Here is a 22,494-nt window from a genome sequence, read left to right as displayed (position 1 = left end):
AAGTGTTTCCTGCAGGGCTCAGTGCGATTTAAAAGCAAAACGCGATGGCCGAGGCCACCGCGTTTCGTGTTGGGTTGATCCAGAGTTAGAACGAGAAGCGGGCCGAAAGCTGCAGTTCGCGCGGACGATACAGGAAGCCGCTCGAATTGATGCTGGTCGGAACGCCGAACGTGGTCGGCTGGAAGGTCGCGGTACCCACCAGCGGCGTGGACGAACCGGCGCTGGAAAGCACATAGGCTGTGGTTCCTGCCGAGGTCACGTTCTCGTGGTTGGCTACGTTGAACAGCTCAGCACGCAGCTCGAGGTTGTAGCGGTCGGTGAATGCGAAGCCCTTGACGAGACGAACGTCGTCGACGAGGTCGCGCTTCAGCTTGAGGGTGTTGCGGCCCAGCGCCGGTACGTACGAGATACCACCGGCACCGTTCCATCCCGTCCCCACCGCAGCGTAAGAGTTGTAGCTGCTGGTGCCGTAGGAGTAGGGCAAGCCACTCTGGCCCTGGAAGCTGTCGTTGATACCCCAGCCGTTGGTGATCCACTTGACCCAGCTCTCGGTGTGCAGCTTGGGCAGGCTGTACAAAGCGTATCCGGTCACGCGGTTGGGAACGTTGAAGCTGGAGTTGCCATAGTTGACGCGCGGGTTGCCGTACGGGTCATACCAGTTGTTGGTGCTCGCCGTGGTCCCCGCATTCTGGTTGTAGTCCAGCGCGTGCGAGAACGTGTAGCTGAAGTCCGTGGTCAGACCATGGTAGTTGGTCGTCTTCACTTCAAACACCAGCGCGTTGTAGCTCGAATTGATGTTGCTGGTGATCTTGGTGATACCCACGAAGTTGGAATTGAGGTAGCCCGTGTAGGTGGGGACGGTGAAGACCGTGCCGTTGGCGATCGGTCCCTTGCCAGTGGTGTCGGCAACGGTGATCGTCGCGGTCTGCTCGGTGGCAGGATTCAGATTGACATTGAGGAAGTTAGGCAGCTCGCGACCGAAACCACCCAGGTAGCTGACTGCGAGTACCGTGCTGCTCGTCAGCTGCTGCTGCAGGATCAAGTCGAACTCGTTGACTTCCGGATTCTGGAAGTGCGAATCGAAGTAGTACGAGCTCGGGGTGGCGAAGGCGCCAGCCGGCTGCGTAACTGAACCCGAGGTACCAGCGGTAACGTTGGGCAGGATGTTGGCGAGCAGAGGTCCACCCTGCGTGTTCTTCAGGGAGGCGGTGTACTGACCAAGCGCGCTGCCGGTATTCAGGTAGGCGTTCAGGATCGTCGCATTGATGATGCGGCCGTAGTACATGCCGAAGCCACCGCGAAGAACGGTCTTGCCTCCACCGAACACGTCATACGCGAAGCCGACGCGCGGGCCAAGGTTGTTCTTGTCGCTGGGGCGATTGGTGAGACCAGCGTACGGGGTGAAGGTATAGAGCGTCGATCCCGCGGCGTTGGCCACGGTGAGCGGAGCATCCAGGGTAGCGCTAGGCTGGGGCAGCGACTCGTAGTCGTAACGCAGACCAAGCTCCAGCGTCAGGCGCGGCGTAATCTTCCAATTGTCCTGAGCGTAGAAGCCGTAATCCGTCGTATCGATCGCATACTGCGGGGTGAGACCGAAGCCCTGCACGTAGGACGAGTAGCACGGAAGGGTGCCGAGCGCTGAAACAGTTGCCGTTCCCGACTGAGCTGCAGTGCTGTTGCACTTGTCGCTGGTGCCGCCGGTGTTGCGGCTGTTCAGGTCGGCAAGATAGTTGCCGATGTAGGTGTAGGTGTACACGCCGTTGGCTTCGTACAGGTTGTTGATCAGGTCGTGGTTGTGCAGGATGTCCACGCCAAACTTAACATTGTGGTTGCCGTGCGACCAGTACGCCGTGTCGTAGACCTGCCACTTGCGCTCATCAGGATAAGCAAAGCGATAAGAGTAGTAGGGCGAACCGAGATAGACACCACTCGTCGACTCGGCCAGGTTGACCTCGGGCACGTTGCCAGCGGAGCTGCCAGTACCCAGCAGGTTGGCCTTGGTGTATGCACTGTAGGGCTGCTGCGTCTCATCGTCCAGCTCGCGACCGTACTGGTAGCCGAGCTCGTTGGTGATCGAGTTAGTGATCTGGCTCTCCAGCTTAGCGACGCCATAGTCCAACTTGACGAAGTCGTTGCCGAAGGTATCGATCGCGTAGGGCACGGTGGCCTGGGTCTGCACGCCGCCCGGGGAGTCCCAACGGAGGCGGTGGTACAGGAAGCTGACGTGCTCCTTGGGGGTGATCTGGTAGTCCAGCTTCGGGGTGTTGATCTCCTGGAAGCCGATACGCGGCGTGTAGCCGAGGTCAGGAAGCAGGGCTGCGAGACCGGCGGAATACGCGCTTGCGCCAGCCGCATAGCTGGTCAAGCCTTCGCGAGCAGCCAGGGTGCAAGCCGACGGATCGTTCGCCAGGGTACCGGTCGTCCCGTTGGCGTTGAAGTATCCAGTCGCCAGGTTGCAGGTAGAAGCTCCGGGGAGCGTGCTGTCCGGCAGAGCGAAGAAGGTCGCAGGATTTTGCGGCTTGCCGATACCGGGGGTGATATGCGAGTGCTGATCGTAGGTGTAGTACCAGAACAGTTTGTTCTTGATCAGCGCGCCGCCGGCCGAGAATCCGTAGATCTTGCGCTCGTCCTTGGGCTTTAGCGGAGCAGTCGTGAAGTTGTAGCCACCGGTGCCGTTGGGCGTTGCAGTGGTATTGGTCACCAGCGGCGTGTAGGCTGCCCAGTTGCTCTCGCGATCGTAGAAGTAAACCTCGCCATGGAGATCATTGGAGCCGCTCTTGGTCACCGAGTTGATGACGGCGCCAGCCGCGCGGCCATACTCAGCCGAGTACACGCCCGTGTTGACGGCGAACTCTCGCACCGCGTCTTCCGAGGTCGAGTACGCTTCACGCGTACGTCCGCGCTCTTCGGAGAAGTACGCCTGGTTGTCATCGGCACCGTCGATCTCGACGTTGTTCAGCAGTGTGCTGATACCGCGAACGCTGACCAGGCCGAAGCCGTTGGAGTCCGAGACCACGCCGGGGGTGAGCATCGCAAGAGACGACCAGCGGCGGTTGTTCTCAGGAATGTTGACGAGGGCCTTCTGGTCGATGACCGTCGACATGTCAGGGCTCTCGAAGTTCAGCACCGGAACTTCGGCCGTCACATCGACCGACGTGCTGTCGGAGCCAGCCGAAAGCTTCGGGGAAACGTTGGTGACCTGGCCGACCTGCACGATGACGTGGGTAACCTTATTCCCGAAGCCGGTCGCACTCACCGTCACGGTGTAGGTGCCAGGGTCGAGCAGTGGAGCGCTGTAGAAGCCGCTGCCGTCAGAGGTCAGCATCTTCTCGGCATTGGTACCGTCGTTGTGGATGGTGATCTTCGCCTGCGGAACGACGGCCCCGGTCGGGTCCTCGATCGTTCCTGAGATGGCACCCTCGGTCGTCGACTGCGCAAAAGCAGCCGGGGCGGCTAGGATCGCGGCCAGCCCGAGGGGCAGGCAGCGAAGCAGAAAGCGGTTCTTCATCAGCACTCCTTAAAAGAAGACAGCAGAAAACTAGCTGCAATGGTTATCGGGACCAACGCGTTTGGTGAACCAGAAGAGCCTGGTTCCTCCAAAAAGCTCTGCGACCCCTTCGAGCGGGGTTCACAGGCAGCACAGGTTGCTGTGCCGCGTCAGATCTTCCATGAAAGACTCAATAGTGCGATTCTAGACTGTGGGCTGCAAGCGAAAAATGCAGGCCCTCGAGTTTTCACGAGGCCTTAACGACGATAATCGGCCAAATTCTGGTCGAAAACCGGTCAGACTGCCCCGCATTTCGCTAAGTTCTAGAGATATCGAAGGAACAAGATGTTTATTGATGAAGCACGCATCCGTGTAAAGGCCGGCGATGGCGGCAATGGCTGCATGGCGTTCCGCCGCGAAAAGTTCGTGCCCAAAGGCGGCCCTTCCGGGGGCGACGGCGGCCATGGCGGAGATATCGTCATGCGCTCGTCGTTGTCGCATAACACGTTGATTCATTTCCGTTTCAACCCCGAGCATAAGTCCGAGCGCGGCGAGCATGGCCTGGGTTCCAACATGTCCGGCGCCTCGGGCGAGCACACAGTATTGAAGGTCCCCGTCGGTACCGTGCTGTACGACGACGAGACGGGCGAGCTGATCCACGACTTTACCCGGGTCGACGAAGAGATCGTGATCTGTAAGGGCGGTCGCGGTGGGCGTGGCAACCAGCACTTTGCCACGTCAACGCACCAGGCGCCGCGCGAGCACGAGCTGGGCCGCCCGGGCGAGGCACGCAACTTCCGCCTGGAGCTGCGCCTGCTTGCCGACGCCGGTCTAGTCGGCTACCCCAACGTGGGCAAATCGACCCTCATCTCCCGCATCTCGGCCGCAAAGCCGAAGATCGCGAACTACCCGTTCACCACGCTCGAGCCGAACCTCGGCGTCGTGCAGGTAGGCGACTTCCCGCACACGCTCTCGTTCACCATCGCGGATCTTCCAGGGCTGATTGAGGGCGCAAGCGAAGGCCACGGGCTCGGGATCCAGTTCCTGCGGCACATCGAGCGGACCAGCGTGCTGGTGCACCTCATCGATGTCTCGGATGGCAGCGGCCGCGAGGACCCCACCGAGGACTACAAGGTCATCACGGCGGAGCTGAAGAGCTTCGACCCCGAGCTGCCGAAGAAGCCCACGCTACTGGTCGCCACCAAGGCCGACGTAGCGAATCCCGATAAGCTGAAGAAGCTGACCACCTTCGCCAAGCGCAAGAAGCTGCCGCTCTACCTCATCAGTGCCGTCAGCGGCGAGGGCATCGAGAAGCTGAAGTTTGCGATTGCCGACTTTGTCGCCAAGCACCGCACGGTGAACCTGACGCACCCGGACAAGCCAGCACCCGCGATCGAAAAGGCTCCGAAGCGGAAGCCGAACTATCCTCCGCCGGCGCCGAATTCAGCGGGCAGCAAGACGAAGTAAGGCTAAGCAGTGGGCAGAGGACAGCGAGTAGAGAACAGAGCGTAGCGTTCGACTCACTACTCACTGTCCTCTACTCACGTTCTCTTTCAGTTCACCAGCACAGCTGGCTCGCGGACTCCCGCGGCCGGTAGCGTGATGCGGACGATGGTGCCGCGGTACTTGCCACGCGTCGCGGAACGCAACTGCAGCGTTCCGCCCTGCTCTTCCACGATGCCGCGCGTGACCCATAGTCCGAGTCCCGTGCCCCGCTCCCCCTTGGTGGTGAAGAAGGGCTCGAAGACGGTCTGCAAGTTGGCTCCATCGATACCGTGGCCGGTGTCCGACACAGTCACAACGGCGTGGCCATCGCGGATGCGGGCACGGATCCGGATGCGGCCGCCGCTCGTCTCCATGGCTTCCAGCGCATTGCCGACCAGGTTGGCAAAGACCTGTCGTAGCGCCGGATCGTAGCCCGTCTGGTCGATACCCGGGCCGTAGAAGCTATCCATGTGGATCTGGTGTTGCGTGGCCCTCGATTGGAAGAGCTGCACGACCTCCGTGAGCAGGGTCTGCAGGTCGAGGGTTCGGCCCGGCATCTTGCGGTAGAAGCTCAGCGTCGAGCGAGTGATGTGGCCGACGCGGTCGAGTTCGCGCGCAGCGATGGCAATCAGCTCCTGGCCCGCCAGCGTGAGCGATTCCTTGTCGAGCAGATAGAAGATGTTGGTGAGCGCCTCGAGAGGATTGTTGATCTCATGCGCCAGCGTGTTGGCCATGCGGCCCGCCGCCGCCAGCCGCTCGCTGTTGATGAGGCGCTGCATCAGCTCGGAGGTCTCGCGCTCCGCTGCCTTGCGGGCGGAGATATCTTCCACGACCCAAAGGACGCTGGACTCGGTGACATCGTGCCCGACGCTGCCGTGCAGGAGAAGCGAGACGGTGAGCTGCGCCGGAAATACCGAGCCATCGTGGCGCATCAGGTTCCGCTCAGAGCGGTAGCCGGTTCGCCTTCCCTCCACAAGCTCCGCGTAAAGCTCCTTGTCGGCATCGCGTTCGCTGGGCAGGATGAAGTCCTTGAGATTGAGCGCCAGCATACGATCGACCGGCACCCCCAGCAGCTCGCTGAGGCGCTGATTCACCAGAACAAAGCGTCCGTCCGTGGTCGTGTGTGCCATGCCCACGGCGGCCTGATTGAACGTCGCCGAGAAGCGTTGCTGCAGAAGCTGCAGCTCTCGCTCGGTACGCAGACGTTCGCGGCGCTTTTCGGCATCGTGCAGCTCGCGCTCGATCGCCGGAATGAGCCGCTCGAGATGCCCCTTGAGGACGTAATCATGCGCCCCGGCGCGCATCGCGTTCACCGCCGACACCTCGTCGATGGTGCCCGACACGATGATGAAGGGCACGTCGATGCCGCGCTGCTGCATGAGCTCCAGCGCCTCGCGGGCGCCGAATCCCGGCAGCGTGTAGTCGGCGATGATGAGGTCCCATTCCCGGTCGCCGGACAACGCGTGCCCCAGAGCCTCTGCAGTCTCGATGCGCAGCGCGTCCACGCGAAAGCCGCTGCGCCCCAGGTGTCGCTGGAGCAGCAGTGCGTCCTCTTCGTAGTCCTCGATCATGAGGACCCGAAGTGGCCGGGGAGCCGTGTTTAAGAGGCCGGAGGACATTGATTCAGCAGCAACCAGTACATGCCGAGCTGACGAGTCGCTTCGGCGAAATCGGTGAAGTTGACGGGCTTGCGGATGTAGCTGTTCACGCCCAGGCGATAGCTCGCGACGATGTCCCGCTCTTCATCGCTGGAGGTGAGCACCACGACCGGAAGGATCGATGTGCGGTCCAGGGCGCGGATAAAGCGAAGCACCTCGAGCCCGTCGACCTTCGGCAGCTTGAGATCCAGCAGCACGAGTTGGGGAAGCGGATTGTTCTCGCCGATGCTCTTCAGGAAGTCGATGGCTTCTGCGCCATCGCGGGCTACCTGGATTTCGTTGACGACGTTGGCCTTGCGCAGCGCGCGGATGGCTAACGCCTCGTGATCGGGATCATCTTCTACAAGCAGAATGACTGGGGTCGTTGGCATCAGGATCTTTCCGGTCAGGCCCGTGCGTTGACATCCGCGCCTGGGCCACCAAGTGTGAAGTAGAAGGTAGCGCCCTGGCCGATCTGGCCTTCTGCCCAGATCGATCCATGATGGCGGCGAATGATACGTGAGACAGTGGCCAGGCCAATGCCCGAGCCCTTGAAGTCGCGGTCGCCGTGCAGCCGCTGGAACGCCGTGAACAGGCGGTCGACGTACTGCATGTCGAAGCCTGCACCGTTGTCCCGCACAAAGTATACGGTGGTTCCTTCGTATTCGCCCGTACCCGGCATGCTGCCGAACTGGATGAGGGCGTTGGGAGTCTTGGAGGTGAACTTCCAGGCGTTGCCCATCAGGTTCTCCAGCGCGATGCGGATCAGGCGGGGATCTCCCACCACCAGCACCCCGGGCTGCGCCACCAGCTCAACACTGCGGTCCTTGTCCAGCGCTTCGAGTTCGCCGAAGACCAGCGACGCCACCTGGGAGATGTCAAAGCGCTCGCTCTGCAGGTCCATACGCGTCACGCGGCTGAGCTGGAGCAGCGAATCGATGAGCAGGCCCATGCGCTGAACGCCACCACGGACGCGCGTGATGTAGTCGCGCCCCGTCTCGTCGAGCTTGTCGGCGTAATCCTCGGAGAGCGCGAGCGAGAAGCCGTCGATCGTACGCAGCGGCGCGCGCAGATCGTGGGAGACCGAGTAGCTGAAGGCCTCGAGCTCCTGGTTGGTGTTCGCAAGCTCCTTGGTTCGTTGTTCCACCCGTTCTTCCAGGGAGGTATTCGTGATCCTGAGCTCTTCGTTGAGCACCCGGATCTCCGCTTCGCTGTTGATCAGCGCCTGACGATCACGGACTGCGCGAATGCCAAGCTCCGCCGTGGCGCCGAGCAGAAGGATAGCGAGCAGAGAGGCGGCGACAAAGGTCCAGACGACGACGGATCGCGCCCGCAGAGACGCTGCCGTTCGATCGTTGAGGAGCCGGTTCTCTTCGTTTTCCATCTGCTGCAGGCAATAGGCAACTGTGGGACCGTGATCGGGCGAGTCGGTAAGGACGGCCATCAGCGAGACGGGCCCCAGCATCTCGTGGGTGGCATCGCGCATCGCAATCCCGGTCTGCAGGGCGCTCATGCGCACGAGGATCCGCTGACGGGTGTAGGCGAGCCGCTCTTGCTGGGTATTGTTATCCACGGTGAGCGTCTTGATGGCATCCAGCTCGCGGTCAATATCTGCCGTCGCATCGTTGTACCGGCTCTTATACAGCGGGTCGCCCGAGATGAGGTACGCCCGCACGGCCGCGGTCGATTTGCTCACGTCGGCTTCGACCGTCTTGGTGTGCACCAGGACCTCAAAGGTGTGGGCGCGCCAGTTTTGCACGTCAAAGAAGGCATGCAGCGCGCGAATCGCCAGCCAGGCGTTAAACGCGACAATCAACATCGCCGCCGCCATGGCGAGGCGGTACTTACCAGTTCTCATTGCAGCAGAAGCTCCACTGAGGTAAGAAGGCGACAGTGCTGTTCGAGTTGTATGGGTTTCCACGAAGAGATACCGCCAGCGCTGACCCCGGTGGCCCGGCGCGGCGTTCTGCCGCTACGCAACGAGCGGCCGCGCGTCCACTTCTTCCTCTTTGACATAGGCGGCCATGGCCTGGGCCAGCTGAGAGTCCACCTCATCGGCGATCGCCATCACCCCCACTAACAGCAGGCTGAAATTGACCCGGTGCAGGTTGTTCTGCAGCGTCTGGAAGATGCTCACTTGCAGCATCCGGGACTCTTCGACCATCATGGCGGCAGTGTAGCCTTGCCTTCTTCGCGACGATCCGTGTTCCACCGCCGCGGGGGAGACCAGAGCGCGGCTGCCTAAAGGCAGCGGCTGTCTCAAGCGGTGAACCAGGTCGGCGAAGAGTTGAGGAAGATGAGCGCAGCGGGCGCTATCGTCCAAATCCACCGAAAGAACCAGGCGATCGTTATCGACGCGAACAAGCCAGTCGCTGATGGTTCTCAGCGTCTCTTCCTCGAGGATCGTCGCAAGGCTCGCAGTGATACGAGGGGTTGCCGGCACAGCCTTCATTTTGTCTCGAATCAAGGCGACCAGTGCGCCTGCCGTTGTCGGTTTCACGAGGATGTCGTCCGTCTGCGACAGGATGGCCGCCGCTGCAGCCTTCATCTCAGGATGGGCGCTGAGGATGATGGTGATTGCCCTCGGATTGGCGTGGCGCATCGCACTCACAACCGTGAGTCCATCGCCCTGTCCAGGCATATGCAGATCGCTTACCAGCACGTCGAAGTGATCCGAGCCGATGAGCTTGAGCGCGTCATTGACGTTGGAAGCCGCTCGTACTTTAAAGCCGCTCCTCTCGAGCATGACGCCGACGGCTGCCCGTAATTCGTCATCGTCGTCGACGAGAAGGAGCTGTGTCTTCGTGGATTCGAGCATGCGCGGGCCCCTCACTCTATGGTGTTGCTTTGGATGCTGCGGTCTGCAGGGCAGAGAGGTCTGTCTCCTTTTGAACACATCCGCATGACAAATTCCCGATTCGACCCGCTTGCAAGGTACCCCGCCGGCGATGTTTCCCGCAGCAAGAAGCGGCGCAGCCCGGAGGCTGCGCCGCTCAACTTTTTCCCGCACGAAGAGCTACTTCGCCGCCGCTGCCATCTTCTGCTCGTACTCCTCGTACGGGCCCTTGAAGTCGGTGATGCGGAAGTCGGCCGGTCCACCGTCGAAGTGCCAGATGCGCGTACCCGATTCCTCGATGAGGTCCTGGTCATGCGTGACGAGGAAGACAGTGCCCTCGTACTTCTGGATCGCCTGGTTGAGCGCGTTGATGCTCTCGAGGTCGAGATGGTTCGTCGGCTCGTCCAGGATGAGCATGTTGGGCTTCATCAACATGATCTTGCAGAAGAGCAGCCGCGCCGCTTCGCCGCCCGAGAGGGCCTCGGTCTTCTTGTTGCCCTCTTCGCCCTTGAAGAGCATCTGGCCAAGCAGGCCGCGGATGTCTTCCTTGGCTGCCTTCGGATCGAAGGAATGCAGCCACTCCGCCGCGGTGGTGCCGTGCGGAATGGAGCCCTTGTGGTCCTGCGCGAAGTAGCCGATGGAGATCTCGTGGCCCCACTTCACGGTGCCTGAGTCGATGTCGGCCGGGTTAGCCTCCTCGAGCCGCGCGGTCTGCCAGCCGGGCGCATTGGCGAGTAGCGCCTTCAGCAGCGTGGTCTTGCCCTGGCCGTTGCGGCCCATCAGGATGACCTTCTCGCCGCGCATGACCGACGCGCTGAAGCCCTGGATCACGTGCTCGGTCTTGCCATTCGGCTGCGCGTAGCTCTTGTTGACGGCCTCGAACTCCAGCGCGTGCTTGCCGCCGGGCTTTTCCACCTTGAAGGCGATGAACGGGCGCTGGATGTTGGAGCGCGCCAGCTCCGTGGTCGCCAGGCGCTCGACTTCCTTCTTACGCGAGTTCACCTGCGACGAACGTGTGCCCGCGGAGAATCGCGCGATGAACTCGTTCAGCTGGGCGATCTTCTTCTCACGCTGCTCGTTCTGACCCTCGATGCGCGACCGGACCTGCGTCTTCTGCAGCACCATGTCGTCGTAGCCACCGGTGTACGTGATGATCGTCTCGTAGTCGATGTCGGCGATGTGGGTGCAGATCGAGTTCAGGAAGTGGCGATCATGCGAGATGGTAATGACGAGACCGTTGTAGCGATTCAGGAAGGTCTCGAGCCAGTGGATCGAGTCGAGATCGAGGTAGTTCGTCGGCTCGTCGAGGAGCAGCGCATCGGGGTTGCCGAAGAGCGCCTGCGCCAGCAGCACGCGGACCTTCTGGCCGCCCTGCAGCTCGCTCATCTTGCGCTCGTGCACCTCGTCCGGGATGTCCAGGCCCTGCAGCAGGATCGCAGCGTTGGACTCAGCCTCGTAGCCGTCTTCCTCGCCAACGATGCCTTCGAGTTCGCCGAGACGGATGCCGTCGTCGTCCGTCATCTCGGGCTTGTTGTAGATCTCTTCGCGCTCTTCCAGCGCGGCCCACAGGCCCTTGTTGCCCATGATGACGGTGTCGATGACGCGGTAGGCGTCAAACGCGTACTGGTCCTGGCGCAGGATGCCGAGCTTGCGCGGGCGCACGACGACGCCCTTCTGGGCGTCCAGTTCGCCGGTGAGAACCTTCATGAAGGTCGACTTGCCGGCGCCGTTGGGGCCGGTCAATCCGTAACGGCGGCCGTTGATGAACGTCACGGAGACGTCCTCGAACAACAGCTTCGAGCCGTAGCGCATGGTTACATTCGAGACAGAAATCATCTCTTATATTTTCGCATGATTGGCGGGCAAATCGACGTGAAGACACGAATGCCGCGCCCCGGGACATCCTGCCCGGAGCGCGGCATTCACTGTTTTGTCACGGTTTTCGGCGCGCCTGCCGGGCGCGGTCGCTTACGAGTTACAGGGGTCGCCGCACTCCTGAGGAGCGCGAGCCAGCTCCTGACGGCGCTGACCGTAGGAGGTGAAGTACTGGGCGACCACGAGTGCGATGGGGAGAAAGAAGATAGCGGCGTCCATAAGAGCCTCCTTTATCGGTCTTGCGCTGATTGATACGGGTTCGTCGCCGGGAATTTCGGCGTCAGAGGAAAGAAGTGTGAGACCTGTCCCATTTCAGATCTTGAGACGGGACAGGTCTCGGGGTTGTTAGCGGAGGCCGCCACCAGCCTGGAGCAGAGCGCCGGTGACCCAGCCTGCATCGTCGGAGGCGAGGAACGAGGCGACAGTCGCGAGATCCTGCGGCTTGCCGAGACGGCCAAGCGGAGTCTGGGCGACCAGACCGTTCTCGAAGTCGCTTCCAGAGATGCCGGCAGACTGAATGCCTTCCGTCCCGGTGATGCCGGGGTTGAGGGCGTTCACGCGGATCTTCCTGGCGCCGAGCTCACGAGCGAGTACGCGGGTGATGGCGTCCACCGCACCCTTGGAAGCGGTGTAGATCGAGGACGCGGCGGGCGTGGTCTCGGAGACGATCGAACCAATGTTGATGATGCTGCCGCCCTCAGCCGGGATCAGCTCAACAGCGGCCTTGGTGGTCAACAGGAGCCCACGCACATTGGTATCGAAGATGCGGGTGTACTCTTCGATCGTGAAAGCCTCGATCGGCGCGAAGGAGTACACACCGGCGTTGTTCACCAGGATGTCCACCTTGCCGTAGGCCTTCTTAGTCTCGGCGAAGAGCTTCTCGACGTCTTCCGGCTTGGTGACGCTGGCGCCTACGGCGATGGCCTTGCCACCGGCCTTGACGATCTCAGCGACGGTCTTCTCTGCACCGGCCTTGTCCGATGCGTAGTTCACCACAACGCTTGCGCCATCCGACGCCAGCTGCTTCGCGATCGCTGCGCCGATACCCTTGGACGAACCCGTTACCACTGCTACCTTGCCCTGAAGCTTGCTCATGATTGTTTCCTTTCGTGTTTCCGTCTTGCTTCCGATTTCATCGCGCCGGATATTTCGACGCACATCGAAATGGATGAGGTGGAGAGGAACAGGATTCAGAAATCTTCGACGATCATCGAAACGTTGACGAAGTTGTCTGGAATTCCCTGGGGATGCGACTCCCGGCGCGGCCGATGGCCACGGACAAGAAGCAGCCTAGACAGGGTCTACTGACAGCCTGCTGTCAGCAACCTTCGAAAGGGGTGGTTTTGACCGCCTGCTTGGAGGCAAACACAGCACCCCCATCGGCGTGCAGGGCGAGGGGAGGGTTACAGAGAACTCAGCTGCGAAAGGTAGGCATCCCAGACGTCGCGGCGCAGCGTAAGGTGCGCACAGCGGCCTTCGCGGGCGACTTCGACCAGTTCGGCCTCCGTCAACTCCTTGATGTGGTGGGAGATGGTGGCCGGGCTGATGGTCTTGTGCTCTTCAAGCGAGCCACAGCCCATCGTCGGCTGGGCGGCAATCTGTTTCAGGATCGCAAACCGCCGCGGGTCCGCCACAGCTCGCGCGATGGCGTCGAACTGCTCCTGCGTGAGGCGGTTTTTCTTTGCGACCGGCATACAGACACCCTCATGGTAGATGATCCGGCGGCACAAAACGATGCGACTCCACGCCCCGGATGGAAGAGGGCTTCATTTGCGGAGCTTGAAAACCTCGCGCTGACTCTTGACAACGATCGCCCGCGCGGTGTCTATTGAACCAATTGGTTACATAACCTATTGGTTATCTGCAATCGACCCATGAGGAACGAGATGGACACGATCAGCCACACCTTCGCCGCCCTGGCCGACCCGACGCGTCGCGCGATCCTCGCCCGGCTGGCGCTGGGAGAGACCTCCGTCACCGAGCTGGCCGCGCCGTTTGAGATGAGTATGCCCGCCGTCTCCAAGCACCTGCGGGTGCTGGAGAAAGCCGGTCTCGTAGAACGCGGGCGAGAGGCGCAGTTCCGGCCCTGCCGGCTGCGTGCGCAACCACTGGAGCAGGCCGTTGGGTGGCTGGAGCAATACCGCCAGTTCTGGGAGCAGAGCTTCGACCGGCTCGACGCCTACCTGCAGCGGATCCAGGCCGAGCAGGCGGCTACATCCCCACCGGGATCGCCTCCAACCCCTGCAAAGGCAAAGCAAACCGCCACAAATAAGACCCGCAATACCAGCAAGTCCCAGGTCCCACACAAGGAGAACGGTCATGGAACTCGATCTCGCAAGCCTTCCTGAACTGGCGTATGACGAAAGCGCTATCTTTAGTTCGCGCGTCTTTCGCGCTCCTCGCGAGCTGGTCTATGAGGCTTTTGTTGACCCCCGGCAGGTGGTGCAGTGGTGGGGGCCGCATGGCTTCACCACCACGATCCACGAGATGGACGTCCGCACGGGAGGCAAGTGGAAACTCACGATGCACGGTCCCGACGGCACGAACTATCCCAACACCATGACCTTCATCGAGGTGGTCCCGTACAACCGTATTCGCCTGGGGTTGTTTGGCTGCCGCGAAGGTGCTGAGCCGATCCGGCTGAACAAGACCTTGACCTGGGAGGACGCGCCCGAGGGTACATTGATGACCTGGCGCATCGACTTCCCCAGCCGCGAGCAGCGCGACGCCAACGTGCGCGAGTACGGTTCGGTGCAGGGGCTGCGCGATCTCTTTGAACGGCTGGAGAGTCTTCTCTCTGCAGCCAACCCCTGCAGCAACGAGGAAGAGGTAACCGCATGAGCACGAGCGCAATGCCCGTCGAGATTCAAACTCCCGCCGCCCACGAACTCAAGATCAGCCGCATCTTCAACGCACCACGCGAGCTCGTATGGAAGGCCTTTACCGAGGCGGACATGATGCAGGAGTGGATGGGACCCCGGGGTTTTGGCGTCACCTCCGTGACGTGGCCCGCGGAAGCTGGCGGCCAATGGGCCCGCAAGATGGAGGGCTGCGCTCCCGCGACGCAGAAGATGGCGTATCTCGGCCAGAGCGGGACAGTGCTGGAGATGCGTCCGCCGGAGCTGCTGGTCTTCACCTTTGCCTGGGACGACCGCAACACTGTTGGACTCCCGCCGAGCCCGTACCAGGAAAACACCGTCACCGTGCGCCTCGAAGAACAAGGCAACAAGACGGTGATGCACTTCACGCAGGGGCCCTTTGCTTCTGCGAGCGAATGCAACGGGCACACCGGCGGCTGGAACAGCTCCTTCGACAAGCTCACGGACCTCCTCAGCACTCAACAGCCAGGACGCACCGAGGCCGCGGGCGACATCCCGACAGAGTTGCATCTGCAGCGCGTGTTCAAGGCGCCGATGGAGACCGTCTTCGCTGTGTGGACCAACCCGGCGCATCTGGCCCAGTGGTGGGGGCCAAAGGGTTTTACCAACCCCCACTGCGAGTTCGAGCGGCGCAATGGCGGCCGCATCGAGATCGACATGCGCTCACCGGATGGCGTCATCTACCCCATGGCAGGTACAGTAATCGAGTTCTATCCGCCGCATCGCTTTCATTTCACGGCGTCGGCGCTGGATGCAGAGGGAAACCCTCTCTTCACCAACTGGAACTCTGTGTTCTTCGAGGAGGTCGGTGGTGGTACACGTGTGACGCTCGACGTCCACGTGATGAACCAGACCGCGCAGGCCCCGCAATACCTCAAGGGCATGCGCGAAGGCTGGACGATGAGCTTCGGCAAGCTGGAAGAGTACCTCGCGGCCATCGCCTGACACGGTGGGTCGTTTCACCGCCCGGTAATGCCCTGGAGCTACAAAGCTTCTACTCTTGCACGACCGTCAAAGGAGACGCTGTATGAAGACCGACCTGCATGTGAACTTTTCCGGCAACTGTGACGAAGCCTTTTCGTTCTACGAGACGGTCTTCGGCACGAAGCGCCTGATCACGATGACCTACGGCGAGGCGCCCCAACCGGCGCCGGTCCCCGAGGACTGGAGCGGCAAGGTGATGCATACCTCAATGCCGGTAGGCAGCATCACGCTGATGGGCTGCGACGCTCCGCCGGACCGTGGCGCCCCGATGGGTGGCTTCCAGGTCTCGGTCAGCGATGCGGATGAAGCCGAAGTGAAGCGCATCTACGCTGCGCTGAGCGAAGGCGGCAGCATCGTGATGCCGCTGGCGCCGACGTTTTGGTCGCCGCTCTTCGGTATGTGTTCGGATAAGTTCGGCATGAACTGGATGGTCAGCGTGCCGGGACCCGAGATGCCGACAGCCTAGCCGCAGAGGACGAAGCTCGGCAGTCGTGCCGAGCTTCGCGCCTTAAGAGCTCCCGATCAGTACCCCCGCGGCGAAGACCAGACCTCCGCCGACGATGACCTGCAGGCACGACACCGCGAAGCTCGACTTGAAGTACTTGTAGCGGATCCAGGAGATGAGCAGCAGCTCCACGCCTACGACGAAGTAGGCCCAGATGAGGGCCGTGTGCACGTTGGGGATGAGAAACGGCAGCGTGTGCAGGAAGCCGCCGAGGAAGGTCATGGCGCCCGTGATCAGCCCACGGACGACAGGGCTGCCGCGGCCGGTCAGCTCGCCATCGTCGGAGAGGCCTTCACTGAAAGCCATCGATATGCCTGCACCCACCGCAGCCGCCGCGCCAATCAGGAAGACCGTATGCGACTTGTGGGTGGCGAAGGCCGTGGCGAAGATGGGAGCCAGTGTCGAGACCGAGCCATCCATGAGGCCCGCAAGCCCGGGCTGCACGACGCGCAGCAGGAATGCCTTGTCGTCATTTGCGAGAGCCACCAGATCGTGCGCGCTCGCGATCTCTTTTACCTTGCGCTTGGCTGTAGCCCTCACCTGTCTCCTGCTCGCTGACCGCTATGACCGCGGCTTCATCGCCGCGACCTCCTGCGGGATCGCATCGGTATGGATCTCCACCTGGAAGTTCTTCCCGAGCCAGCGGTTATCTTTGGGCCAATATAGCGTGAATGTGATGTTGCCGGTGTGATCCTTTGCACTTTCGATGTCGGCGAAGCTGCCCGGCTTTCCGACGTTCTGCGACACAGTGGTGTTGGTCGTGGCCCAGTTGTCGGGCGACCAGACGACGTGGAAGTCTTCGTGGTCGACGATGCGCAGCGTGCCACCCTGCATCATCGCGCTGATGGGCCGGCCGAGCTGGAAGATCTCCATGCGACTCTCGAAGGTGCGGCTCTCCTTCGGCACCGCGTAGCGCTGTTCGACGATATCGATGCGATCGAAGACACGGCCATCGGCGACGGAGCGCAGCAGCTTGATGTACTCCGCATGCGCCCAGACCAGCGGCTGCGCCGAGCCTGCCGAGCGGCCGAAGTACATGCCTTCGGAGGGCATGTCGGCATAGTCCCACACCTGCTCCGGCAGCATGCCGCCGAAGCTCGAGAAGCGCTCCATCGCCTTGATGTAAGGGCGCACATCGCCTCCCGCAGCAAGCTCGTAGTGCGCACGCTCTCCGGTGAGGATAGGCCACGCGCGGCCCTGGCCGAAGTGGATGAACGGGCCGCCATCCTTCCGCTGGCCGTAGCCATCGTGGTTGTAACGACGCCAGCAGGGGCCATACGGCGTGTCGATCTTGAGCACATGATCGACGACCTTCAGCGAGTTGATGATGAGCGGATCGTCGGCGCGGCGGATGCCGTAACGCACCAGCTCCAGGAAGCCGCCATCGATGACCTCGCGCGCCTCGAAGTCGAACTTCTCACCGGGACCCCGGTTGTTGATGTGGATCATGCCCGGAGCGATGCCCGGATTGTGGAAGGGCTCGCCCTCGGCCGGCGGGCGGATGCGCATGTAGTGGCGCGCGATCTCCGGCAGCAGCACACCACGGAACGTGGTGGTCCACTCATCGAGATGCGCTTCGATCCAGTCGGCGTACTCCTCGAGGAACGTGCCGAGGACCTCGTCGCCGTGCCTGCGCAGGACGTCTGCAGCGCAGATCAGCGCCGCGATGACCGCGGCGAGGGTCGACGGGGAGTAGCCCGCGTTCTCCTCCCAGCGCTCCTGCTGCGTCACCGGAGCGTACCGCACGAGGAACGACGCGGCGTTCTTGACGAAGGGAACGATGTCGAAGCTGCCCAGGCCATCGACCTTCCAGAGCCGCCACGCGAGCATGATCGGGAACGCAACCTCATCGAGCTGGATGCCCGACCAGTAGGGCGTTCCATCGATCCAGAAGTTCTGGGAGAAGCCGCCATCAGGATGCTGCGTGCAGGCGAGATAGACAAGGGCGCGGCGGGCGGTATCCACGCGCTCGCAGGCCAGCAGCGCCGTGGCGGAGTGGCACATGTCGCGCGTCCACACCAGGTGATACCCGCCGAGATCGTCGTCGCTCTTGGCCGCACCCCACGGAATGGATGCGGAGGCGATGAAGGCGCCGGGGTAGGTCTTGTCCTCATGCGTGAGGATGACGTTGTGCGAGATGCGCATCAGGCGGCCGTCATCACCGGAGACCGACGCGAGGCGCTCCGGCGAGCCGGCACGCCGCCACTGCTCGATGAAGCGCTTGCGATGCAGCTCGTAGGGCGTGGAGAGCGTCTGCATCATGCCCGAGAGCGCGGAGTGATGGCCGTCGCCGAGGGCAATCGCGATGGTGAACTCCCGCGTCCTGGCCACATCGATCTCGCCCATGACCGCAATGTTGCCGTTGAGTGCCTGGCCGAAGTTCCAGGTCATGCGCATGTGCGTGGAGAGGTCCTGGAAGCCATCGCTCGACCCCACGTACCCGCAGCTGGAGCGGGTGAAGCCGCAGTCTGCGCCGAAGGCCAGCGAGATGCCGTTCTTCCACGCGAGCACGCAGCGACGCCCGGCCATATCCAGCGAGCGGGCGTTGTTGCCTTCGCCGCCGCCATCGAGGTGCGGCGCCAGCAGCGCGTAGCACTTGAGCTTGGAAAGAACCTCTTCCTCACCCTCGATCTTGACGTTCATCAACACCACGGGATGATGCGGGTCGGTGATGAACTCCTTGGTGACGGTATAGCGGCCGCCGAGGTCGTTGGCGACCACGCGTACGGCCATCGCGGACGTATCAATGTAATGGAAGTCGTACTCGAAGTCACGCTTCTCTTCGTGGAAGAAGGTCTCGCCGTCAGTGAACAGCAGCTCCATGTCGCGGATCTGCGGACGGTCGATGGTGGGGTAATACACCTCGTTCAGGGTGCCGTGCGAGGCGGTGAACCAGATGCGGCTGGAAGCGGCATAGGCCGTCGCTACGGTGTCCTTTTTGCTCGATGTCCAGCGGGGTTCGAGTCCCGGTGCTCCAAAGGCTGCTCCATCGTCGTCGAGCCACTGATACGTTCCGCTGAACACACTCATGCCACCTATTCGACCACAGAGGCTCGCTCCGCGGCACACACGGAAGTGATGCTCGTCACCGTATTGGCAATCCCCGGGGCGGATGCTGATTGTGGACGATGAAGCGCCTCTTCCAACTCGCAGTGGTGGCAATCTGCCTCTGGCTCACGCCACTGCCCGGACTGGCTCAGGTGCTTTGCGCTGCGTCCGAACCTGCTTCGATGCCCTGCTGCCGCCATCATGCGGAGACGGATTGCGGGCAGATGCAGGCGACGCGCAGCAACGTGTGCTCGCGACCGTGTTGTGCAGGCAGCCAACCCGCTGACCCTGCACCCCAGCTGGCGGTCATCCCCCCTGCCGCCGTGCTGCAAAGGACGGCCGCGAGCCCATGGGATCGTCTGGTCTACGTCTCGGCCCCGGTGCGGACGCCCCCTCCGCCCGGGCCGCAGCAACGCACCGCTCGATACGTCCTGTACCGCGACCTGAGACTCTAGCCGGCCACGCCGGCGTCACGACCCGATGTCGTGGCCTGCGATGTGCGGTTTTCAACCCTCAGGAGACATTTTTATGCAACGTATTCTCGGTTCCCTTGCCGTTTTCTTTCTCGGCGCTGTCATGACGGTCTACGGTGTTGCCCAGGGCACAGGCTGCTGCATGGGCCACTGCGGTTGCGGCGAAAACGCCACCTGCACCAGGTCCGGCCACTGCGACGAAGGCTGCAAAGATAAGAAGTGCTGCGGCAAGACCTGCGCCAAAGGCTGCTGCGAAGGCATGAGCGCCACGAAAGATGGCGCGAAGGACGCTAAAGACTGCGCCGGCATGTGTGCCCAGATGCACGGCGACAAGGCGCCCAGCGCTCCGGCAAAAAATTAGCCGCACCCAGCGGCCGCTGAATCTTTGCAACTCATCAGGACCTCAAGGGCCGGGAGACACCTCCCCGGCCCTTCTTTTGTCCCCGAAGCGACTCGTTCGCGACCTGTTGATGCCCGTTGCGCTATTCTCGACCTCGGGGATGCGTCGCACGCCCTCCAGCGCGCATCCAAACTGTCACAACCGGGCGAGACCCCTTTGGCGCGGAGTTGGCTCCGCGGAAACCCCCAGAAAGTTTGCGCGGAGTCGACCTCCGCAGCTCAACCGAGAATCATTCAGGAAAAGGAGCAACTCCCGTGGCTTTTGAACTGCCTCCCCTGCCCTACGACTACGCCGCCCTCGAGCCGACCATCGACGAAGCGACGATGAAGCTGCACCACGACAAGCACCACCAGACCTACGTGACCAACCTGAACGGCGCGGTGGAGAAGCACCCTGAGCTGGGCACGAAGACCCCCGAGGAGCTGATCGCCGACCTCGCCAGCGTTCCTGAGGACGTGCGCCCTGTGGTCCGCAACAACGGTGGCGGCCACGTGAACCACACCATGTTCTGGGAGATCATGAAGCCCAACGGCGGCGGCGATCCCACCGGCCCCATCGGCGAGCAGATCAAGGCCGATTTTGGCTCCTTCGAGGACTTCAAGAAGAAGTTCAACGAGACCACCGCGAAGCAGTTCGGCTCCGGCTGGGGCTTCCTGGTCTTCAAGGGCGGCAAGCTCGAGATCGTGACCAAGCCCAACCAGGATTCGCCCATCTCCGATGGCCTGTACCCGATTCTCGGCAACGACGTCTGGGAGCACGCGTATTACCTGAAGTACCAGAACAAGCGCCCCGACTACCTCGCTGCCTGGTGGAGCGTCGTGAACTGGGACGAGATCAATAAGCGTTTCGAGAAGGCGAAGGCGTAAGCCGGTTTTCTCCTGCAATAACCAAGGCCGCCTGCGGGCGGCCTTGGTTGTGCACGGTGCGTGCGCCTGCTATCGCAGCTCCGCCATGACCGGCGTGCCCTTCACGTAGGCCCGGGCATGCTCCATCTCCGCGCTCGGATCCCCATCGCGCCAAGCTTCGAGAAACCTGCCGTACTCCTCGCGAGCCTGCACCGGCTTCTTGCCCGCCTCACTCGCGAGAGCCATACCGTACAGCGGAAATCCAGCGTTGGGCCGCTCGACGAGCGCCGCGGCGAACGCCGCATGAGCGCCTTCCGCGTCGCCCGCACGCAGCAGCGCGAAGCCCTCCGTCTCGCCTACGGGACGGATATACATCGGCGGCTCGCGATAGCCAAGCTGCTTCTCTTCATGCGTGGCCTGGGCGAAGAGCTTCTTCGCTTCGGGCAGGTCTTTCTGCTCTGCGAGGATCGAAGCCCGCAGCTCCAGCGACATGATGCTGAGCACCGAGACCAGAGGCGCGGCCATCGCATCCGGCGACATCGTGGTCATCACGGGCTTCATCGCCTCCGCCTTCTTTGCCGCATTATCCTTCGCGCTGTCGGAGCTGGCATCGTCCTTGTGCTCGGCAACAACGTCCTTCAAGCTCTGCGACTTTCGCCACAGCGTGGCATCGAGCGCGTTCGAATCCAGCTGCGCCGCCGCGACGTTGTTGCTCTCGAGAGCGATCATGCCGTGGGCGAAGGTCTTCAGCTCGCCGGAGAGAAAGAGCAGGTTCTCGAGCTTCGCATCGGGCTGGCTTTGCGCGAGCAAAGCCTCGACGCCGCGCCAGTCGCCCCGCCGAAGGGCAATGGGCAGCATCGTGTTGATACGCGTCATGCCGTCCCGTGGAGCTCCGATGTAGAGGGTGTCCGCCCGAGTGCCGCGCGCCCCGGCAAGCTTCGCAGAGAGCGTGGTGGCCTGCCCGATCTTGCCTTCCTCCATGAAGTTGTCGATGGAGTACATCAGGTTGTGCACGTAGTTCCAGTCGTCATCCACGGAGACGTGCGAGCGGCGCATGTAGGCCTCATCCACCTCGGTCGACGCAACGAACCAATGCTCGGCCTGGGCGTAATCGCCCACACGATAGAAGATGTGGCCAGGCATGTGCACCATGTGGCCCGAGGACGGCGCGAGGCTCGCGAGCTTCTTTGCGCTCTCGATCGCACGCTCCGGGTGCGAGCTCGGCTCCATGGCGTGGATCCAGTAGTGGTTCACCGCGGAGTCATCAGGCCACGCCTTCATCACCTCTTCGAGCTGCGCAATCCCCTGCTTCGTGCCGGCGTGTGGTTCGCCCTTGTCGTCAAAGCCATCCATCAGCGACTCGGCGAGAAAGATCTTGCCCTGCGGCTCCGCCGGGTCCAGCTTCACCACCTCGCGCCACTTCGCTGTCGCCGCGGACTCCTTCGTCGCTCCGTTACCGTGCGATGCGGGCGAGGCTCTCTCGTCGAGCTCCAGCGCCGTCGCCTCGATCATCAGCTGCTCTCGCTTCGTTGCGTGCGACTTCAGCTCCTGCGCCTTGTTGATCGCAATCTGGGAGTAGCTCCCGCCTTGGTTATGAGAATTTGCCAGCGCCTCCGAAAGTCCCCACTCGCACATGGCGCACTTCGGATCGACGCGAATCGCCTGCTCAAAGGCCTTGGCCGACTCGAAATCCCAGAAGTCGTGCAGCAGGTTCAGACCCTGGTCGAACCATGCCTGCGCTTCGGGCGAAGCTGTGATCTTTAGATGTCCGTTGCCAATGCCAGACATCTTCAACGGTGCGGGCAACGTCTCTGGAGGAGGGACGGGTTGCATCGATCCCATATCATGACAAGCAGTCATCTGGGCCCCTGCATGGCCGGCTGCGAGCGTCGTCATGGAACCCATCGCCGCCAGCATCGCCGCAGCACACATCGTGTTTCTCATCGTTAGCTTCCTCGAAAGGTGGATGCGCCGGACCTGCGCCTCATGTTCTGCTCTGCTAGCGAGCATATCGCGCCAAAGTAGCGCATGACCCTCCCG

General features: G+C 62.2%; 19 protein-coding genes. 7 read left to right on the top strand and 12 right to left on the bottom strand.

Features of this window, described 5'->3' with window-relative positions; translation table 11 throughout:
* Nucleotides 1-85: 85 nt before the first annotated feature.
* A complete protein-coding gene (locus C4S68_RS18765; RefSeq protein ID WP_103934645.1) occupies nucleotides 86-3,508 on the bottom strand; it encodes a TonB-dependent receptor in 3,423 nt (1,140 codons plus the stop codon).
* Between the two features lie 324 nt (nucleotides 3,509-3,832).
* Here C4S68_RS18765 and obgE point away from each other — a divergent pair, with 324 nt between their 5' ends.
* Nucleotides 3,833-4,954 carry a GTPase ObgE gene (gene obgE / locus C4S68_RS18760; protein ID WP_103934644.1) on the top strand — a complete coding sequence of 374 codons (1,122 nt, stop codon included), beginning with the start codon at nucleotides 3,833-3,835 and terminating at the stop codon, nucleotides 4,952-4,954.
* An 86-nt stretch (nucleotides 4,955-5,040) separates the two neighbouring features.
* Here the strand turns inward: obgE and C4S68_RS18755 are convergent, their stop codons facing one another.
* The 8 genes from C4S68_RS18755 to C4S68_RS18725 form a co-directional block, all read right to left on the bottom strand.
* Nucleotides 5,041-6,543, bottom strand: coding sequence for a hybrid sensor histidine kinase/response regulator (locus C4S68_RS18755; RefSeq protein ID WP_160115233.1), 1,503 nt, complete (start codon nucleotides 6,541-6,543; stop codon nucleotides 5,041-5,043).
* Between the two features lie 29 nt (nucleotides 6,544-6,572).
* Nucleotides 6,573-7,001 carry a response regulator gene (locus C4S68_RS18750; protein WP_103934642.1) on the bottom strand — a complete coding sequence of 143 codons (429 nt, stop codon included), beginning with the start codon at nucleotides 6,999-7,001 and terminating at the stop codon, nucleotides 6,573-6,575.
* A gap of 14 nt (nucleotides 7,002-7,015) precedes the next feature.
* The gene (locus C4S68_RS18745) at nucleotides 7,016-8,467 is read right to left on the bottom strand and encodes a sensor histidine kinase (protein ID WP_103934641.1); all 1,452 of its coding nucleotides are present in this window, start codon (nucleotides 8,465-8,467) and stop codon (nucleotides 7,016-7,018) included.
* 114 nt (nucleotides 8,468-8,581) lie between these two features.
* A complete protein-coding gene (locus C4S68_RS18740) occupies nucleotides 8,582-9,427 on the bottom strand; it encodes a response regulator (protein WP_103934640.1) in 846 nt (281 codons plus the stop codon).
* A gap of 198 nt (nucleotides 9,428-9,625) precedes the next feature.
* Entirely contained in the window at nucleotides 9,626-11,281 is a 1,656-nt protein-coding gene (locus tag C4S68_RS18735; protein ID WP_103934639.1) for an ABC-F family ATP-binding cassette domain-containing protein, read from the bottom strand.
* A 132-nt stretch (nucleotides 11,282-11,413) separates the two neighbouring features.
* Nucleotides 11,414-11,539: a hypothetical protein gene (locus C4S68_RS23810; protein ID WP_268807300.1), complete on the bottom strand. Its 126-nt coding sequence runs from the start codon at nucleotides 11,537-11,539 to the stop codon at nucleotides 11,414-11,416.
* A 126-nt stretch (nucleotides 11,540-11,665) separates the two neighbouring features.
* Nucleotides 11,666-12,415, bottom strand: a complete 750-nt coding sequence (locus C4S68_RS18730; protein ID WP_103934638.1) for an SDR family NAD(P)-dependent oxidoreductase — start codon at nucleotides 12,413-12,415, stop codon at nucleotides 11,666-11,668.
* A 308-nt stretch (nucleotides 12,416-12,723) separates the two neighbouring features.
* On the bottom strand, nucleotides 12,724-13,014 hold the full coding sequence (locus C4S68_RS18725; RefSeq protein ID WP_103934637.1) for an ArsR/SmtB family transcription factor: 291 nt from the start codon (nucleotides 13,012-13,014) through the stop codon (nucleotides 12,724-12,726).
* 192 nt (nucleotides 13,015-13,206) lie between these two features.
* Here C4S68_RS18725 and C4S68_RS18720 point away from each other — a divergent pair, with 192 nt between their 5' ends.
* The 4 genes from C4S68_RS18720 (at nucleotide 13,207) to C4S68_RS18705 (ending at nucleotide 15,649) form a co-directional block, all read left to right on the top strand.
* Nucleotides 13,207-13,668 (top strand): ArsR/SmtB family transcription factor, encoded by a 462-nt coding sequence (locus tag C4S68_RS18720; RefSeq protein WP_103934636.1) that lies wholly within the window; start codon nucleotides 13,207-13,209, stop codon nucleotides 13,666-13,668.
* Nucleotides 13,640-14,161, top strand: coding sequence for an SRPBCC domain-containing protein (locus tag C4S68_RS18715; protein WP_103934635.1), 522 nt, complete (start codon nucleotides 13,640-13,642; stop codon nucleotides 14,159-14,161). The genes C4S68_RS18720 and C4S68_RS18715 overlap by 29 nt, the downstream gene beginning before the upstream one ends.
* Nucleotides 14,158-15,144 (top strand): SRPBCC family protein, encoded by a 987-nt coding sequence (locus C4S68_RS18710; protein ID WP_103934634.1) that lies wholly within the window; start codon nucleotides 14,158-14,160, stop codon nucleotides 15,142-15,144. Before C4S68_RS18715 ends, C4S68_RS18710 begins: the two co-directional genes overlap by 4 nt.
* An 82-nt stretch (nucleotides 15,145-15,226) precedes the next feature.
* On the top strand, nucleotides 15,227-15,649 hold the full coding sequence (locus tag C4S68_RS18705; RefSeq protein WP_103934633.1) for a VOC family protein: 423 nt from the start codon (nucleotides 15,227-15,229) through the stop codon (nucleotides 15,647-15,649).
* Between the two features lie 42 nt (nucleotides 15,650-15,691).
* On the opposite strand, the gene C4S68_RS18700 is transcribed toward C4S68_RS18705, so the two are convergent.
* Together C4S68_RS18700 and C4S68_RS18695 are read right to left on the bottom strand one after the other, a co-directional pair.
* Entirely contained in the window at nucleotides 15,692-16,228 is a 537-nt protein-coding gene (locus tag C4S68_RS18700) for a VIT1/CCC1 transporter family protein (protein WP_235011705.1), read from the bottom strand.
* 21 nt (nucleotides 16,229-16,249) lie between these two features.
* Complete coding sequence (locus tag C4S68_RS18695; RefSeq protein WP_103934632.1) at nucleotides 16,250-18,718, bottom strand: glycoside hydrolase family 15 protein; 2,469 nt, start codon at nucleotides 18,716-18,718, stop codon at nucleotides 16,250-16,252.
* A gap of 546 nt (nucleotides 18,719-19,264) precedes the next feature.
* On the opposite strand from C4S68_RS18695, the gene C4S68_RS18690 reads away from it, so the two are divergent.
* Together C4S68_RS18690 and C4S68_RS18685 are read left to right on the top strand one after the other, a co-directional pair.
* Nucleotides 19,265-19,570, top strand: coding sequence for a hypothetical protein (locus C4S68_RS18690; RefSeq protein ID WP_103934631.1), 306 nt, complete (start codon nucleotides 19,265-19,267; stop codon nucleotides 19,568-19,570).
* A 293-nt stretch (nucleotides 19,571-19,863) separates the two neighbouring features.
* Nucleotides 19,864-20,475 (top strand): superoxide dismutase, encoded by a 612-nt coding sequence (locus tag C4S68_RS18685; RefSeq protein WP_103934630.1) that lies wholly within the window; start codon nucleotides 19,864-19,866, stop codon nucleotides 20,473-20,475.
* Between the two features lie 69 nt (nucleotides 20,476-20,544).
* On the opposite strand, the gene C4S68_RS18680 is transcribed toward C4S68_RS18685, so the two are convergent.
* Nucleotides 20,545-22,398 carry a tetratricopeptide repeat protein gene (locus C4S68_RS18680; RefSeq protein ID WP_146072223.1) on the bottom strand — a complete coding sequence of 618 codons (1,854 nt, stop codon included), beginning with the start codon at nucleotides 22,396-22,398 and terminating at the stop codon, nucleotides 20,545-20,547.
* Nucleotides 22,399-22,494: the final 96 nt, after the last annotated feature.

The sequence above is a fragment of the Bryocella elongata genome (assembly GCF_900108185.1).
Lineage (GTDB): Bacteria > Acidobacteriota > Terriglobia > Terriglobales > Acidobacteriaceae > Granulicella > Granulicella elongata.
Note: the sequence above shows the minus strand (reverse complement) of the source record. Positions and strands in the feature narration are given on the sequence as shown.

Coding starts and splice junctions, on each gene's coding strand:
- C4S68_RS18765 (WP_103934645.1), bottom strand. CDS start 3,508: ATGAAGAACCGCTTTCTGCTTCGCTGCCTGCCCCTCGGGCTGGCCGCG.
- obgE (WP_103934644.1), top strand. CDS start 3,833: ATGTTTATTGATGAAGCACGCATCCGTGTAAAGGCCGGCGATGGCGGC.
- C4S68_RS18755 (WP_160115233.1), bottom strand. CDS start 6,543: ATGATCGAGGACTACGAAGAGGACGCACTGCTGCTCCAGCGACACCTG.
- C4S68_RS18750 (WP_103934642.1), bottom strand. CDS start 7,001: ATGCCAACGACCCCAGTCATTCTGCTTGTAGAAGATGATCCCGATCAC.
- C4S68_RS18745 (WP_103934641.1), bottom strand. CDS start 8,467: ATGAGAACTGGTAAGTACCGCCTCGCCATGGCGGCGGCGATGTTGATT.
- C4S68_RS18740 (WP_103934640.1), bottom strand. CDS start 9,427: ATGCTCGAATCCACGAAGACACAGCTCCTTCTCGTCGACGACGATGAC.
- C4S68_RS18735 (WP_103934639.1), bottom strand. CDS start 11,281: ATGATTTCTGTCTCGAATGTAACCATGCGCTACGGCTCGAAGCTGTTG.
- C4S68_RS23810 (WP_268807300.1), bottom strand. CDS start 11,539: ATGGACGCCGCTATCTTCTTTCTCCCCATCGCACTCGTGGTCGCCCAG.
- C4S68_RS18730 (WP_103934638.1), bottom strand. CDS start 12,415: ATGAGCAAGCTTCAGGGCAAGGTAGCAGTGGTAACGGGTTCGTCCAAG.
- C4S68_RS18725 (WP_103934637.1), bottom strand. CDS start 13,014: ATGCCGGTCGCAAAGAAAAACCGCCTCACGCAGGAGCAGTTCGACGCC.
- C4S68_RS18720 (WP_103934636.1), top strand. CDS start 13,207: ATGGACACGATCAGCCACACCTTCGCCGCCCTGGCCGACCCGACGCGT.
- C4S68_RS18715 (WP_103934635.1), top strand. CDS start 13,640: ATGGAACTCGATCTCGCAAGCCTTCCTGAACTGGCGTATGACGAAAGC.
- C4S68_RS18710 (WP_103934634.1), top strand. CDS start 14,158: ATGAGCACGAGCGCAATGCCCGTCGAGATTCAAACTCCCGCCGCCCAC.
- C4S68_RS18705 (WP_103934633.1), top strand. CDS start 15,227: ATGAAGACCGACCTGCATGTGAACTTTTCCGGCAACTGTGACGAAGCC.
- C4S68_RS18695 (WP_103934632.1), bottom strand. CDS start 18,718: ATGAGTGTGTTCAGCGGAACGTATCAGTGGCTCGACGACGATGGAGCA.
- C4S68_RS18690 (WP_103934631.1), top strand. CDS start 19,265: ATGCAACGTATTCTCGGTTCCCTTGCCGTTTTCTTTCTCGGCGCTGTC.
- C4S68_RS18680 (WP_146072223.1), bottom strand. CDS start 22,398: ATGAGAAACACGATGTGTGCTGCGGCGATGCTGGCGGCGATGGGTTCC.